The organism is Streptosporangium sp. H13245 (assembly GCF_055690525.1).
The window spans coordinates 57,939-71,859 of the sequence record NZ_JBSZKT010000009.1; the positions used below are offsets into that span (position 1 = coordinate 57,939).

The 13,921-nt window shown below is 70.1% G+C and carries 16 protein-coding genes; 13 read left to right on the plus strand and 3 right to left on the minus strand.

The annotated features are described in order from the left end of the window. Positions 1–137: 137 nt before the first annotated feature. Positions 138–1,127: a mycothiol synthase gene (mshD, locus tag ACW9TB_RS17115; protein WP_472749018.1), complete on the minus strand. Its 990-nt coding sequence runs from the start codon at positions 1,125–1,127 to the stop codon at positions 138–140. A 132-nt stretch (positions 1,128–1,259) separates the two neighbouring features. On the opposite strand from mshD, the gene ACW9TB_RS17120 reads away from it, so the two are divergent. The 3 genes from ACW9TB_RS17120 to ACW9TB_RS17130 all read left to right on the plus strand — a co-directional run bounded on the left by ACW9TB_RS17120 (position 1,260) and on the right by ACW9TB_RS17130 (position 5,390). Beyond that, positions 1,260–3,071 carry a bifunctional metallophosphatase/5'-nucleotidase gene (locus ACW9TB_RS17120; RefSeq protein ID WP_472749019.1) on the plus strand — a complete coding sequence of 604 codons (1,812 nt, stop codon included), beginning with the start codon at positions 1,260–1,262 and terminating at the stop codon, positions 3,069–3,071. A 368-nt stretch (positions 3,072–3,439) separates the two neighbouring features. Then, complete coding sequence (locus tag ACW9TB_RS17125) at positions 3,440–4,573, plus strand: sensor histidine kinase (RefSeq protein ID WP_472749020.1); 1,134 nt, start codon at positions 3,440–3,442, stop codon at positions 4,571–4,573. Positions 4,574–4,700: 127 nt separating this feature from the next. Continuing rightward, a complete protein-coding gene (locus ACW9TB_RS17130; RefSeq protein ID WP_472749021.1) occupies positions 4,701–5,390 on the plus strand; it encodes a response regulator in 690 nt (229 codons plus the stop codon). 371 nt (positions 5,391–5,761) lie between these two features. On the opposite strand, the gene ACW9TB_RS17135 is transcribed toward ACW9TB_RS17130, so the two are convergent. Further along, on the minus strand, positions 5,762–6,475 hold the full coding sequence (locus tag ACW9TB_RS17135) for a response regulator transcription factor (protein ID WP_435292216.1): 714 nt from the start codon (positions 6,473–6,475) through the stop codon (positions 5,762–5,764). Between the two features lie 206 nt (positions 6,476–6,681). On the opposite strand from ACW9TB_RS17135, the gene ACW9TB_RS17140 reads away from it, so the two are divergent. The 10 genes from ACW9TB_RS17140 (at position 6,682) to ACW9TB_RS17185 (ending at position 13,029) form a co-directional block, all read left to right on the plus strand. After that, the gene (locus tag ACW9TB_RS17140) at positions 6,682–6,933 is read left to right on the plus strand and encodes a MoaD/ThiS family protein (protein WP_472749022.1); all 252 of its coding nucleotides are present in this window, start codon (positions 6,682–6,684) and stop codon (positions 6,931–6,933) included. A gap of 102 nt (positions 6,934–7,035) precedes the next feature. Further along, positions 7,036–7,716, plus strand: coding sequence for an LmeA family phospholipid-binding protein (locus ACW9TB_RS17145; protein ID WP_472749023.1), 681 nt, complete (start codon positions 7,036–7,038; stop codon positions 7,714–7,716). A 57-nt stretch (positions 7,717–7,773) separates the two neighbouring features. Beyond that, positions 7,774–8,286 carry a sigma-70 family RNA polymerase sigma factor gene (locus tag ACW9TB_RS17150; protein WP_472749024.1) on the plus strand — a complete coding sequence of 171 codons (513 nt, stop codon included), beginning with the start codon at positions 7,774–7,776 and terminating at the stop codon, positions 8,284–8,286. Continuing rightward, positions 8,283–9,113, plus strand: coding sequence for an anti-sigma factor family protein (locus ACW9TB_RS17155; RefSeq protein WP_472749025.1), 831 nt, complete (start codon positions 8,283–8,285; stop codon positions 9,111–9,113). The genes ACW9TB_RS17150 and ACW9TB_RS17155 overlap by 4 nt, the downstream gene beginning before the upstream one ends. 239 nt (positions 9,114–9,352) lie before the next feature. Beyond that, positions 9,353–9,709, plus strand: a complete 357-nt coding sequence (locus ACW9TB_RS17160) for a TlpA family protein disulfide reductase (RefSeq protein WP_472749150.1) — start codon at positions 9,353–9,355, stop codon at positions 9,707–9,709. Between the two features lie 91 nt (positions 9,710–9,800). Beyond that, positions 9,801–9,884 carry a putative leader peptide gene (locus tag ACW9TB_RS17165; protein WP_350943563.1) on the plus strand — a complete coding sequence of 28 codons (84 nt, stop codon included), beginning with the start codon at positions 9,801–9,803 and terminating at the stop codon, positions 9,882–9,884. Between the two features lie 62 nt (positions 9,885–9,946). Further along, positions 9,947–10,345 (plus strand): DUF4395 domain-containing protein, encoded by a 399-nt coding sequence (locus ACW9TB_RS17170; protein ID WP_472749026.1) that lies wholly within the window; start codon positions 9,947–9,949, stop codon positions 10,343–10,345. Positions 10,346–10,360: 15 nt separating this feature from the next. Next, the gene (locus ACW9TB_RS17175) at positions 10,361–11,200 is read left to right on the plus strand and encodes a sulfurtransferase (protein WP_472749027.1); all 840 of its coding nucleotides are present in this window, start codon (positions 10,361–10,363) and stop codon (positions 11,198–11,200) included. Beyond that, a complete protein-coding gene (locus ACW9TB_RS17180) occupies positions 11,200–11,496 on the plus strand; it encodes a DUF1416 domain-containing protein (protein ID WP_329089613.1) in 297 nt (98 codons plus the stop codon). The genes ACW9TB_RS17175 and ACW9TB_RS17180 overlap by 1 nt, the downstream gene beginning before the upstream one ends. Positions 11,497–11,751: 255 nt before the next feature. Continuing rightward, positions 11,752–13,029, plus strand: coding sequence for a hypothetical protein (locus ACW9TB_RS17185; RefSeq protein ID WP_472749028.1), 1,278 nt, complete (start codon positions 11,752–11,754; stop codon positions 13,027–13,029). On the opposite strand, the gene ACW9TB_RS17190 is transcribed toward ACW9TB_RS17185, so the two are convergent. Further along, on the minus strand, positions 13,019–13,831 hold the full coding sequence (locus ACW9TB_RS17190; protein ID WP_472749029.1) for a hypothetical protein: 813 nt from the start codon (positions 13,829–13,831) through the stop codon (positions 13,019–13,021). The genes ACW9TB_RS17185 and ACW9TB_RS17190 overlap by 11 nt on opposite strands. Between the last annotated feature and the right edge of the window lie 90 nt (positions 13,832–13,921).

The window sequence follows — 13,921 nt, forward strand, 5'->3', positions numbered from 1 at the left end:
TCCCGGGGTGACCGCGCCGGACCGGGAAACGAACCCGGTCCGGCGCGTCCTGCTTTCCGCATCCGGACAGATCCCTGCTTTCCGGTACGTCACGCGAGGGACGTCCCCGTTTTCGGGAGATCACGCGGGGGACGTTCCTACTTCCGGTACATCACGTCGACGTCCCAGCGGGTGAAGCCGAGCCTCTCGTACAGGCGGATCGCCGCGGGGTTGCTCTCGTCCACGTACAGCATCACCTGGCTCAGGCCCCGTGACCGCAGGTAGGCCAGGCCCGCGAGGGTGAGCGACCTGCCGAGGCCGCCTCCCCGTTCGGCGGGGTCGACGCCGACGACGTAGACCTCGCCGAGGGGTTCGTGCGCGTGGTCGCCGTCGCCGTGGATCTTGGTCCAGTGGAAACCCACCAGCCGGTCACCGTCGCCAGGGCCGTCCGGCCGTACGCGGTCACCATCACCGCCGTCACCGTCATCGCCGCTACCGGGGGCGCCCGGTCGTACGGCGAGGAAGAATCCGGCCGGGTCGAACCAGGGTTCCCGCTCGCGTCGTTCCAGGTCCTCGATCGTCCAGGCCCCCTGCTCGGGGTGCTGGGCGAAGGCCCTGGCGTTGAGTGCCACCCACGCCTCCCGGTCGGAGGTGCCGGGCTCGAACGTGCGCAGCCGCACCCCCTCCGGCAGGTCGAAGCCGGGGAGGTCGGGGGCGTCGGGGGCCAGGGAGCGGCGCATCCGCCACAGGGACCTGATCCTGTCGAACCCCGCCGACCGGGCGAGGGCCTCGGCGGCCGGGTGGCCGCCGTGCGCCCACAGGCGCAGATGCCCGCCGGTGTGGTCGAGCACGGCCTCCAGCAGTCGCCGCCCGTACCCCCTCCGGCGGAACGCGGGGTGGACGACCAGCTCTCCGCTGGGTCCCTCGACGGGATCGGTCGGGTCGACGTGGGCGTAGCCCGCGAGGTCGTCCCCGGCGTACAGCAGCACGGCTCCGGCCCGCTCGTCGCCGCCGTAGCGCAGGTGCAGCATGACATGTTCGTTGAGCGGCCTGACCCCGTCGGCCTCCGTGGCCGCCTCCACCACCGCGAGGACGCCGGACACCTCTTGTTCGCCGAGCGTCCCCCGGTACTCCACACGCACGTTCATGGTGTGGACTCTAAAGGGGGCAGATGTCTCCCGAGCGCACCGGGGACTGGCAAAAGGCGCCATGTGCCCGCCGGGTGAATCGTTACCTCTCGGTCATTCCTTGCACAGGTAGTCCCTTTAGTGTCGTGGTTCATGATGTCTCGTTCCTTCCAGCGGTTGGCCATGGCGAGCGTGCTCGCCGGGGCCAGTCTCGTGCTCGCGATTGGACCGGCCCAGGCGGGCAACAAGCCCGCCAAGCCTTCCAAGCCCGCCAAGACGGTGCCGGTCCGCCTGCTCTCCCTCAACGACTTCCACGGCAACCTTGAGCCGCCGACCGGTTCGTCCGGCCGTATGGTCGACGAGACCGGCGCCACGGTCGAAGCGGGTGGCGCCGTGTTCGCCGCCACCCACCTCAAGCAGCTCTCCAACAAGAACACGCTGAAGGTCGCCCAGGGCGACCTGATCGGCGCCAGCCCCCTGATCTCCGCGGCCTACCACGACGAGCCCGCGGTGGAGTTCCTCGGCAAGGTCGGCGTCACCGCCTCCGCCGTGGGCAACCACGAGTTCGACGAGGGCTACGCCGAGCTCAAGCGGATCATGAACGGCGGCTGCCACCCGGTGGACGGCTGCTCGCCCGCCGGTAAGTGGAAGGGCGCGAAGTACAGCTACCTCGGCGCGAACGTCATCTTCAAGCGTCCGGTGCGAGGCGCGGAGAAGCAGGCGCTGGAGGCCCTGGGCGGGTCGAACAGCAGCTCGCTGCGGAACCTGCTCAAGGACTACGGCATCCCCGCGCTGCCCCCGGTCGCGATCCGCTGGATGAACGGCGTGCCGATCGGCTTCATCGGCCTGGTCACCCAGACCACCCCGAACATCGTCACCTCCGAGGGCATCAAGGACCTTGAGTTCATCGACGAGGTGAAGGCCGCGAACGTCGCGTCCAAGCTCCTCAAGATCGTCGGTGTCAAGGCCCAGGTCGTGCTCGTGCACGAGGGCGACCAGGTCACCGCGGGCCAGTCGCCCGACGCGTGCGCCGCCCAGCCGGGCGCGGGCAACCGGATCGCCACGCAGGTCGACGCCGAGATCGACATGATCCTCAGCGGTCACTCCCACCAGGCGTACCTGTGCAAGGTGGCCGACCCCAAGGGCGGCACCCGCCTCTACAGCCAGGGCGGCTCCTTCGGCCGGGTCATCACCAAGGTCGACTTCCAGGTGGACGTCAAGACCCGCGACGTCGTGCGCTCGTCGGTCGTGGCCGACAACCAGGTCGTGACCAGGAACGTCACCCCCGACCCGGAGATCGACACGTTCGTCACGACGTGGAAGAACCGCGTCGCGACGGTGGCCAACAGGCCGATCGGCAGGATCACCGCGGACATCAGCTCCGGCCCCTCCGACGCGGAGTCGCCCCTGGGCAACCTCATCGCGGACGGCCAGCTCGCCGCGGCGAAGACCGGCGGCAACGCCCAGATCGCCCTGATGAACCCGGGCGGCGTGCGGGCACCCCTCAGCTACGCGGGCTCGCCCGCCCTTGAGGGCGACGGCGTGGTGACGTACGGCGAGGCGTTCACGGTCCAGCCGTTCAACAACCTCGTGCAGGTGGTCACGCTCACCGGCGCGCAGCTCAAGACCGTTCTGGAGCAGCAGTTCACCGGCGGTCCCAACGCGCAGGCGTTCACCAAGATCCTGCAGCCGTCGTCGAACTTCACCTACACCTACAGCGCGAGCGCGGCGTGGGGTTCGAAGGTCTCCAACATGAAGATCGACGGTGTCGCCGTGACGGGCACCCAGACGATCAGGGTCGCGGCCAACAACTTCCTCGTCGGCGGCGGCGACGCGTTCCTCGCCTTCAAGGACGGCACCGACCTGTGGAGCGGCCCGCTGGACATCGACGCCTTCGCCGCCTACTTCGCGGCGAACCCGTCGATCGCGCCCCCGGTGCCCAACCACATCACGGTCGTTCCGTAACGCGGGCGAAAGGCACGCCACGCCGCGGGAGTCGCGGTACGTCGTGAGAGTGTGACACGAGTGAGAGGCCCATCGGACACGTCCGGTGGGCCTCTCGTATGTCCCGCACGACGCGGGTCCCACTCCGTACCGGTGTCGCCGGGCGCACCACCACACGTCGCGGGCCTCGCGGTGTCGTCGTACGTCGCGAGGTGTCCGGTGACGTCTCGCCGTACGGTGCCGGGTGTTCCGGTCCGGCGCGTCGCCGTCGTCGTACGCCGGGAGTGGTATCCGCGGCCCGGTGAGGGCCGGTGTACGGCCGGGGATGTACGGGTGACCTCCTCCTCGCGGGGGTCGGCGTGGTGAGCGCGGTGACCTACCGTGTCAGGGTGAGGACCCGGAGAACCGACGCGCTGGTGGCGGCCGGTGCGCTGGCGGGGATCGTCGGGGGCACCTACGGCGGGCTGTCCAGCTCGGGGTCCCCCGAGCGCCCGATGGACACGCTCGGCCTGGTGCTGATCACGGTGGCTTCACTGGCGCTCGCCTTCCGGCGGAGCGCGCCGCCGCGGGCGGGAGTGATCACGGTGGCCTGCGCCGTGGCCTACTACGCCTTGGGGTATCCGGGGATCTTCGCCGCCGCGCCCGCCCTGACGTCGATCTACACGGCGGCGGCGCTCGGACGGCGTCGCCTGGCGGTCTGGCTGGCCGTCGCGATGAGCGTGGGGATCTACGGTCTCATCGCGCTGTCCGACGTCGACCCCGCCCCCGACGGAGGGTTCACGCTGCTCAGCGGCTGGCTGGTGGCGGTGGTGGTCCTCGGGGAGACGGCCAGGAACCGCCGCGCGTACCTGGGCGAGGTCGAGAGGCGGGCGGCCGAGGCCGAGCGCACCCGCGAGGAGGCGGCGCTGCGCCGGGCCGACGAGGAGCGGCTGTGGATCGCCCAGGAGCTGCACGACACCCTCACCCACAGCATCTCGGTCATCAACGTCCAGGCCTCCGTCGCGGCGCACCTGCTCGACAGCGACCCCGCGCTGTCCCGCGAGGCGCTGGCCGTGATCAAGGAGTCGGGACGGGAGGCGATGGGGGAGCTCCGCGCCACGCTGGGCGTGCTGAGACAGGCCGAGCCCGACGGCCCCGGGGCGGGCCTCGCCCGGCTGCCCCGGCTCATCGCCAGGGCGGAGGCGGTGGGGCTGCCGGTCAAGGTCCTCGTCGTCGGAGAACGCCGGGACCTTCCCCCGGACGTCGACCGGGCGGCCTACCGCATCGCGCAGGAGGCGTTCACCAACGTGCTCCGTCACGCCGGTCCCGCCTCGATCACGCTGACGACCGAGTACCGGCCTGAGACGATCGTGCTGCGCGTCGAGGACGACGGGGAGTCGTCCGCCGAGGTCACGAGATATGGGATGGGGCTGATCGGGATGCGTGAGCGCGCCGTCGCCACCGGAGGATCGCTCATCGCGGGCCCGCGTCCGCAGGGCGGGTTCACCGTCCGGGCCGAACTGCCCCTGGCGGGACGGCCGTGACCGGGGCGCTGCGGGCCCGTGGTCGGGTGTGGGTGGGTGCGACTGCGCGGGCCTGTGGTCATGCGTGGACGGGGACGACTGTGATCAGGGTCCTGCCGATCCGTGGTCGGGTGGGGGTGGGGCGACGGTGATCAGGGTGTTGCTCGCCGACGACCAGGCGCTGATCCGCGCGGGCTTCCGGGCGCTGCTCGACATGGCCGGTGACATCACCGTCGTCGGTGAGGCGGGCAACGGCGTCGAGGCCGTCGAGATGTCCCGCGCGCTGCGGCCGGACGTGGCGCTGCTGGACGTCAGGATGCCGCTGCTCGACGGGATCCAGGCCACCAGGAGGATCGGCGCCGACCCCGAGCTCGACGCGGTGCGCGTGGTGATCCTGACCAACTACGCCCTCGACGAGTACGTCTTCGCCGCGCTGCGTGCCGGGGCCGGGGGCTTCCTGCTCAAGGACATCGAACCGGCCGAGCTGTTGAGGTCGGTCCGGGTGGCCGCCGCCGGTGACGCGCTGCTCTCGCCCTCCGTGACCCGGCGGCTGATCGAGGAGTACGTGTTCACCCCGCCCAGGCCCGTCGCGGGACCAGGCCTGGAACGCCTCACCGGTCGCGAGCTGGAGATCCTGGCACTGGTCGCCACCGGAATGTCCAACGCGGAGATGGCCGGGCACCTGGCCATCAGCCACGCCACCGTCAAAACCCACGTCAGCCGGTCGATGACCAAGCTCGGGGCGCGCGACCGGGCGCAGCTCGTCGTCTTCGCCTACGAGTCGGGGCTGGTCACACCCGGGACGGCCGGAGCGCCTGGAGCGTCCGGGACGTCCTGAGCCCTCGGAGCCTTCTGAGCCTCCTGGTCGCCCGGCAGCGTTCGGAGAACTCGGAGCGCCCGGAGTATCTGGAGCATTCGGGACGCCTTGAGCGTCCAGGACCTTTTGAACGCTCAGGGACTCCTGGCCGTCCTGATCATCTGTGGGGACCCGGGGCGTGCGGCACCCGTACGCCCGGCTCGTCGTTCGGTGGGCGTGCCTGATGGCGCGTACGCCGTGCAGACCGCGCACGTATCCGCGTGGTACACCCGGGCGCGGAGAGGCCCGGTCCCGCCCTCGCGAGGACCACCGCGGGGGCGGGAACGTGCCACGACCGTTCCCGGTGTTCCCGGTGACCCCTGGAAGCTCCAGGAGCTCCCAGGAGAGGGACCCTAGTGGCGGACGGGCTCGCGCTCCTCGACGGGCTCGTTGCCGCGCTCGGGGACGAACCGGTACCCGACGTTGCGGACCGTGCCGATCAGCGCCTCGTACTCGGCGCCGAGCTTGGCGCGCAGCCGCCGGACGTGGACGTCCACGGTGCGGGTGCCACCGAAGTAGTCGTACCCCCAGACCTCCTGGAGGAGCTGGGCGCGTGTGAAGACCCTGCCCGGGTGCTGCGCCAGGTACTTCAGGAGCTCGAACTCCTTGAAGGTCAGATCCAGCGCCCGGCCGCGGAGCCTGGCGGTGTAGGTGGCCTCGTCGATCGACAGGTCACCGTTGCGGATCTCGTCCGGCACCTCCTCGGCGGCGGACAGGTTGAGCTTGCCCACGGCCATCCTGAGCCGCGCCTCGACCTCGGCGGGCCCGGCGGTGTCGAGGATGACGTCGTCGGCACCCCACTCCGCGGTCAGCCCGGCGAGACCGCCCTCTGTGACGATCACCACCAGGGGGCAGGCGACGCCCGTGGTGCGCAGCAGCCGGCACAGGCTTTTGGCCTGGACGAGCTCGCGGCGCGCGTCCACCAGAATCGCGTCGGCGGGCGGGGCGTCGAGCAGGGCGGATGCCTCCGCGGGCGCGACCCGTACCGAGTGCAGCAGTAGCCCCAGCGCCGGAAGCACCTCAGTTGAGGGCTCAAGGGCGTTGGTGAGCAGCAGGAGATTGCTCACGATGCCTCCTTCCCGCGTCATGCCGGCGATAGCCGTACAAACACGTAAGGACCCGGGGGCTACGTTGCCCAGGTCCCGTAGTAGGTGAGGATAACCCACAAGGCTTCAGCGTCCAGCGAACGTCCACCTGGTGAACACCCGTTCTCCATGTGAATTCGCCGTAATGGTGCGGTAACCCTACGTGTGCTTGGGGAGTTGATTCACTGATGGCGATGGTCATTGTCAGATATTGGGCCGCGGCGAAGGAAGCGGCGGGAATCGCGGAGGAGCGTTCCGAGGCCACGACCCTTGCCGAGTTGATGACGAAAATCACATCGGACCGTGAAGGGCTGGCTCGCGTGGTGGGCCTGTCGTCGTTCCTGGTGAACGGGGAGCCGGTGGGCAGGAGGGCCCACGAGACGATCATCCTGACCGACGGGGCGACGGTCGAGGTGCTCCCGCCCTTCGCGGGCGGCTGAGCCGGTGGACGCTACCACCGGCGTGGCGTTTCGGACAGGATTGCGAGGGGAGGTCACGCCAGTGGCCCTCCCTCTCGGGCCGGGGAACGAACAGGGAGTCGGATGCGCAAGCTGATCGGTTTTCTCCTCCTGCTTCTCGTTCTCGTCGTGATCCTCGACAGGGTCGCCGTCACGGGGGTCCAGCGCGAGATCGCCACGCAGGCGACGGCCAAGTACGACCTCACGACCCCGCCCGAGGTCACGATCGAGGGCGTCCCCTTCCTGACCCAGGCGATCGCCGGGCGCTACGAGGAGGTCAGGGTCGCGGCGGGCAGGATGACCGTCTCGGGTGTCCGGCTGTCGAGCGTCGACTTCACCCTGCACGGCGTCACGGCCCCGCTGGAGGACCTGGTGCTCCGTCCCCAGCAGGTGGACATGCGCGCCGAGCGCGTGGAGGGGACGGTGGTCGTCCCGATGGAGACGATCAACCAGAGGGCGCCCGGCGGGATCAAGGTCGCCGTCGCGGGTGACGCGCTCAACATCAGCGGGGAGATCACCGTGCTGGGACAGAAGGTGCCCGTGAAGGCGGATCTCAAGGTCGAGATCGTCAAGGGCGGCCTGCAGCTCGTCCCCGGGAAGGTGACCCTGGGCGAAGGCATTCCCGTGCCCGACCCCGAGCGGTTCATCAACTACCGCATCCCCATCGGGAAACTGCCGTACAACCTCAAGCTGACCGAGGTCAAGGTCGTTCCCGAGGGGCTGCGCATCTCGGGCGAGGCCTCCGACGTGCCTCTTCGAGGCTGAGGAGACTGAACGCGACCCGTGCCTGAACCGGATCGTCCCGCCGTACGTCGTGAGGATGTGAGCCAAGCCGGAACCGCCGACGAGCAACTCGTCAGGGCGCTCTTCGACGAGCACGGCGGGCCACTGTACGGCTACGTGCTGCGGCTGACGGGCGACTCGGGGAGAGCGGAGGATGTCGTGCAGGAAACACTGCTTCGGGCCTGGCGTCATCCCGACGCGTTCGCCGGCCGCTCCATCCGCGCGTGGCTGTTCACGGTGGCCCGCAACCTTGTCGTCGACCAGCACCGCGCGCGCAAGGCCCGTCCTCCGGAGACGGGCGACGAGGCGCTCGCCGTGGTGCCCGCCGACGACGAGCTGGAACGGGCCGTCGAGTCGTGGGCGGTCGCCGAGGCGCTGGCCGCGCTGCGGCCCGAGCACCGCGAGGTGCTGGCCGAGGTCTACTACCAGGGGAAATCCGTCAAGGAGGCCGCCGAGGCGCTCGGCATCCCCGCTGGAACGGTTAAATCGCGCACGTATTACGCGCTTCGGGCGCTCAAGCTGGCGCTGGAGGAGCGGGGGCTCGCGCCATGATGATGACCTGTGACGAAGTACGGATGTCGCTCGGGGTCTACACACTCGGTGCCCTGGAGCCGGACGAGCGCGTGCTCGTCGAGGCCCATCTCGCCGAGTGCGCCGAGTGCCGGGCCGAGCTGGAGGAGCTGGCCGGGGTGGCGACGTTCCTCGGCAGGGTGTCCGAGGGCGACGTGGCGCAGGTGGCGAGCCCGCCCACGGCGGTGCTCGACCGGCTGCTCAGCGCCAAGGTCAGGCGGCGCCGTACGAACCGCCTGATGCTCTCGCTGGCCGCCTCGGTCCTGGTGGTCGGGCTCGGCGGCGGGAGCCTGTGGGCCGTCACCCAGACCTCACGGGACGTCAACACGGCGTCGGCGCCCCAGCCGGCCGCCGGAGGGAACGGGGCGCGGACCGACGCCGATGCCCGTCAGGAGAGCTCCAAGTCCTTCGCGGACTCGGCCCCGACCGACACCTACGCCAAGGCCGCGCCCTCCCGGTCCTCGACGGCCGGTCCCGCCCCGGAGGTCCTGCTCGCCCCGAGCGAACTGCGGTTCACCGGGGTGGACGACACGGGTACGGTCCGGGCGGTGGTGACCGCGTCGGCCGGGGAGGGGACGACCACGGTCAAGGTCGTGCTCACCGGGGTTGCCAAGGGCACGCGCTGCCGCCTGGAGGTGATCGGGGAGGGCGGGCTCAGGGAGACGGCGGGCAACTGGGTCGTCAACCGGGCCGCCTACGACAGTTCGGGCGCCTTCACGGCCACCACGACGATCCCGCCGGAGCGGATCACGGCGTTCGAGATCACCACCGCCGGGGGACGGGTGCTGCTCACGATCCCCACCCGCTGAGACCGTCCGGTCGATCCGCCGGTCGGTTGGCCCGCTGCTCCGCTGAGCGCCGGTCGGCTGGTCACCGCTTCGCCGGTCCGCTGGAGCGCCGGATTCGCCCGCTGTCGCCGTAGGGCCGCTCGGGAAGCGGTGTGGGCGGTGCGGGAATGGTCCGGGGCGCGCGCCTGTTGTCGTGTTCCGTGACCGGTTTGACGGTGGTGATCGTCACCCTCGCCCTCGCCACGCTCGTGGGCGTGGCGATGCGGCGGCGGAACGGCGTGGCGCGAGAGGTGAGGGGCGACGTGGAGCGGCTCACATCCGGCGACATCCACGCGGAGCTGGGGGAGCGGGCCACGCTCGTGCAGTTCTCCACCTCCTTCTGCCAGCCGTGCCGGGCGACCCGGCGGATCCTCGGCGAGGTGGCCGGGATGGTGCCCGGCGTCGCGCACGTGGAGATCGACGCGGAGTCCCGCCTCGACCTGGTCCGATCGCTGAACATCCTGCGCACCCCCACCGTCCTCGTCCTCGACGCGTCCGGACGGGTCGCGAAGCGCGCCTCCGGCCAGCCCAGGAAAGCCGATGTCATCGGAGCCCTCGGTCTGGTGGTCGGCGAATGAGCGGGGCACCCTATCGGCCATTTAACGATCATGTCTCAGAAATTGGACAGGGATGTGACAGATGGCGGGACGCCGGGGTAATGTCGTGGACATGAACTCCACGACAGAGCTGCTCACGAAGCGGCGCGCGGTTGATTTCTGCCGCGTGACCACCGCTCTCTGTCGCATTTCCTAAGGGCGATCTCAAGCGGCCGTCGAGCCGCACCGATCTGCACGACCCTTCAGGAGCATCAGGCGATGCACGTTGATTCCCGAGCTCTCCGCTTCACCGCGGCCGTCACCACCGTCGTGCTCGCGCTCGTCCTCGTGACGGGCAGCGCATGGCTGCTGGCCGCGCAGGCCGCCGTCTTCGCACTGGGCGTTTTCGGCGCCTCGCCGTACGGGATGATTTTCAAAGGGATAGTGAAGAGCCCGCCAAAAGAACTGGAGGACGCCGCCCCGCCGCGCTTCGCGCAGGGGGTCGGACTCGCCTTCGCTCTGGTGGGCTTGGTCGGATACGTCGCACAGATCACGCCGTTGGCCCTCGGCGCCGTCGCGGCGGCACTTTTCGCCGCTTTTCTCAATGCCGCTTTTGGTTTCTGTCTTGGCTGCGAGATGTTTTTGATCATTCGCCGTTTACTACCCGCCGCACGATGATCCTGGAGGATCAAAATGAGCCGCTCCGCCGTCCTGGTCGACGCTGACTGGGTCGAGGCCAACCTCGACACTCCCGGTGTCGTCCTCGTTGAAGTGGACGAGGATGCCAGCGCATATGACAAGGGCCACATCCGTGGCGCCGTGAAGGTCGACTGGAAGCAGGACCTCCAGGACCCGGTCCGTCGTGACTTCGTCGACCGTGAGGGCTTCCAGGCGCTGCTGTCGGCCAGGGGCATCGCCAACGACGACACCGTGGTCCTCTACGGTGGCAACAACAACTGGTTCGCCGCCTACGCGTACTGGTACTTCAAGCTCTACGGCCACGAGAACATCAAGCTTCTCGACGGTGGCCGCAAGAAGTGGGAGCTCGACTCCCGCGAGCTGGTCAAGGACGTCACCGCGCGTCCCGGGACGAGCTACCAGGCCAAGGACCAGGACCTGTCCATCCGCGCCTTCCGTGACGACGTCGTCGCCGCGATCGGCAAGCTCAACCTGGTCGACGTCCGCTCCCCCGACGAGTTCACCGGCAAGCTGCTCGCGCCCGCCCACCTCCCGCAGGAGGCGGCACAGCGCGGCGGCCACGTCCCCACCGCCCGCAACATCCCGTGGTCGAAGACCGCCAACGACGACGGCACCTTCAAGACGGACGAGGACCTCAAGGCCCTCTACGAGGGTGAGGGCATCGACTTCGCCAAGGACACCATCGCCTACTGCCGCATCGGGGAGCGCTCGGCGCACTCGTGGTTCGTCCTCCACGAGATCCTCGACCAGGCCAGCGTGAAGAACTACGACGGATCGTGGACCGAGTACGGCTCGCTCGTCGGCGTGCCGATCGAACTGGGAGAGGCCCGATAATGACTCAGGGATGCGCTGCTCCGGAACAGACTGTTGCCCTTCCGGCCGGGATCGACCTTTCGAGCCAGGCCGTCATCCAGGGGGTGGTCTCGGGCGCGGGTACGGCATACGCCCGCCTGCTCGACCACGCGGGAGAGTTCACCGGCGAGGTGGTGGTGTCCGACGAGGGCATCTTCCGCTTCTTCGCCGCCCCCGGTGACTGGACCGTCCGCATCATCGCGGGCGGCGGGGTCACCAAGGACATCCCGGCCCAGGCCCGCCTGGGTGAGGTCACCCAGCTCGCCGTGGCCGTCTGACCCCTCGGGTCCGGCCTCGCCACGGCGAACCAGCACGAACAGCACGAATCAGCATGAACCAGCACGGTGATGGGACCGGCGCCCCCTCGGGAGCGCCGGTCCTTTCCGTTGCGCCGGACGCGCCGTGGCCTCCGAAGGCTCGCGGCGTCGTCGTGGCCGGGCTCCGGAGACGTGGGTGCTCCGTCGGCCTCGCGGGTCGGGCTGCGCTCCGTCAGGGGAGTCGTTAGCATGCGTCGGGTGCCCGAAACGCCTGTTATGCCCGCACAGTCGCCGGCAGTCGGCCGGAGGCCCGCCTCGCTCTCCGCGGCCTCGCTGCCCATGCACACGCTCAGGATCTTCGGCTCCTGCGCCCTGACGCTCATCCTGTGGTTCTCGGTGGGCAGGGTGGTCCGGGCGCTGCTGATGGTGGCCGCCAGCGAGGTCTCCCACGGTGACTACCGGCAGGTACGGCTCGTCATCACGATGTTCGTCTTCACGTTGATCGTGCTGAACGAGCTCGTGGTCATGGTCGGCATGCTGCACTCGGTGCGCGGGGCGCTCCGGGAGATCCAGGTGCGGCGGGAGGGTGGCGAGGCGGACGAGAGCATGTTCGGCGCGCTGAACCGTGCCACCCTGGTCTTCGCCACCATCTACCTCGCCTGGAGCTTCCAGAACGCGGACGCCAGGGAGTTCATCGCCGTCGACACCGCCAGGCGGGTCGGCCAGGACTTCGCGTCGGGTCTCGCGGGCAGCGAGATCGAGGGCGGCACCGGGCTCTCCACACTGGACGTGCGGGTCTCCATCGGGGTCGCCGTGGCCGCGTACCTGCTCAAGACGCTGTTCAGCTGGTGGCACGTGAACGGCAAGGTCAGGGGCAGCGGCGTGTTCGCGACCTTCTTCGAGCTGGCCTTCGCCTTCTACAGCCTCAACGCCCTGTTCGCCTTCGCCGAGGCGCGGACGGACTGGCTGGACCACCGGGCCGTCGTGACGACGGTCAAGGGCTGGGCCGAGGAGGCGGGCGAGGCCCTGCCGTGGTGGAAGTCCTTCTGGGACACGGCCGGGGACGTCTGGCCCCACGTGGTCGACGGCCTGATCGTCCCGCTCACCTGGCTGACGGTCGCCTCACTCGTCTACGGCGCCTTCGCCGAGGACACCCGGGCCGTCGTACGGGGGACCAGGCTCGACAACGTGGCCACCCGGATGGAGCGGACCCACAACCTCACCCAGAGCACGATGACCCGCGCCACGGCCGGGTTCCAGGAGCGCTGGGTCCCCCCGGCGAACGCCTTCCGGCTCGCCGCCCGGGGCGGCCCCGCGCTGTTCGGCCTCTTCTGCCTCGGCTACGTCGCGATCCGCGTGGTGACCGACTACGCGGACCGGGGCGTACGGATGCTGATCGGCAACGAGGACCCGTTCGTCTGGGTGGCGCTGAGCGGGCCGGTCGCCTTCGTCAGGGACCTGCTGGTGCTGACGCTGACCGTCTGCCTGCTGGCGGCCACGTTCGACATCGCGGCCACCCGCAGCCGTGAGGCGGGGGAGACGCTCACCGCCTGAAGCGCAGCACCTGGTCCCGGACGGAGTCCTCCTCCTTCGCGGCTCTCTTGAAGGTGTCCGTGAGGGACTCGTCCTCCACGACGGGGAACGTGGCGGGGCGGACGTGGACCTCGACCTGCCCGGCCAGTTTCCTGGGCACCACGCTGACCATGTTGTAGGAGTAGGCGGTACCGATCCTGTGGTCCTTGACCTCGTCAGGGAGGTCGTCGCTCTCGGGGAGGACCTTCCACGCGCGGCCGTCGGCATGCCTGACCTCGACCTCGGGATCCCCGCGCAGGCTGACGCCCTCGGCGTCCAGCGAGGTCCTCGTCACCTTGATCTTCAGCCACTGGCGGTCGGCAGGGAGGGGCTTCTGGCCGGGCAGGCTGTCCACCTGCTCGACCGAGGCCTTCCACGACACGTGCATCAGCGTCATGGCGCTCCCGGCGGCGACGGTGTGGATCCTGTCGTCGGGGTTGCCGGTCCTGTAGACGGTGTAGCCGCTCCACGCGGAGGCCGCGACGGCGAGCCCCACGGCCACGATCGCCCCGCCGACCCGCAGCGCCGTACGGCGACCCCGCTTCGGCGGGGTCCCCTCCGCGGCCGGTGGAGTCTCCGGCGCGGAACGTTCCCCGGCAGGCGCGTCGGCCGGTACGGCGGTGGGGGCGGCGTCCGGCACGGCCGCCGCCGTACCGGCTCCGGTGGCGGAGGGTCTGGGCAGCGGGGGGCCGGGAACGGAGGGGAACGGCTGGGTCGAGGCTCCCGGCGGTTCTTCCACGGCTGGCTTGGGGGGCCAGACCTGTTCGTCCGGGAACGTCCGCATAGGGCCGGGCGTCCACCGGTCGCCGCCCGGAGGCTGCCGACGCTGGGGCGGGGTGGGGCGGTTCCGGGCACGGGCGGGGCGCGCGGCGGG

Coding starts and splice junctions, on each gene's coding strand:
- ACW9TB_RS17155 (WP_472749025.1), top strand. CDS start 8,283: ATGATGATGACCTGTGACGAAGTACGGATGTCGCTCGGGGTCTACACA.
- ACW9TB_RS17170 (WP_472749026.1), top strand. CDS start 9,947: ATGCACGTTGATTCCCGAGCTCTCCGCTTCACCGCGGCCGTCACCACC.
- ACW9TB_RS17140 (WP_472749022.1), top strand. CDS start 6,682: ATGGCGATGGTCATTGTCAGATATTGGGCCGCGGCGAAGGAAGCGGCG.
- ACW9TB_RS17190 (WP_472749029.1), bottom strand. CDS start 13,831: ATGCGGACGTTCCCGGACGAACAGGTCTGGCCCCCCAAGCCAGCCGTG.
- ACW9TB_RS17120 (WP_472749019.1), top strand. CDS start 1,260: ATGATGTCTCGTTCCTTCCAGCGGTTGGCCATGGCGAGCGTGCTCGCC.
- mshD (WP_472749018.1), bottom strand. CDS start 1,127: ATGAACGTGCGTGTGGAGTACCGGGGGACGCTCGGCGAACAAGAGGTG.
- ACW9TB_RS17165 (WP_350943563.1), top strand. CDS start 9,801: ATGAACTCCACGACAGAGCTGCTCACGAAGCGGCGCGCGGTTGATTTC.
- ACW9TB_RS17180 (WP_329089613.1), top strand. CDS start 11,200: ATGACTCAGGGATGCGCTGCTCCGGAACAGACTGTTGCCCTTCCGGCC.
- ACW9TB_RS17185 (WP_472749028.1), top strand. CDS start 11,752: ATGCCCGCACAGTCGCCGGCAGTCGGCCGGAGGCCCGCCTCGCTCTCC.
- ACW9TB_RS17145 (WP_472749023.1), top strand. CDS start 7,036: ATGCGCAAGCTGATCGGTTTTCTCCTCCTGCTTCTCGTTCTCGTCGTG.
- ACW9TB_RS17160 (WP_472749150.1), top strand. CDS start 9,353: ATGCGGCGGCGGAACGGCGTGGCGCGAGAGGTGAGGGGCGACGTGGAG.
- ACW9TB_RS17175 (WP_472749027.1), top strand. CDS start 10,361: ATGAGCCGCTCCGCCGTCCTGGTCGACGCTGACTGGGTCGAGGCCAAC.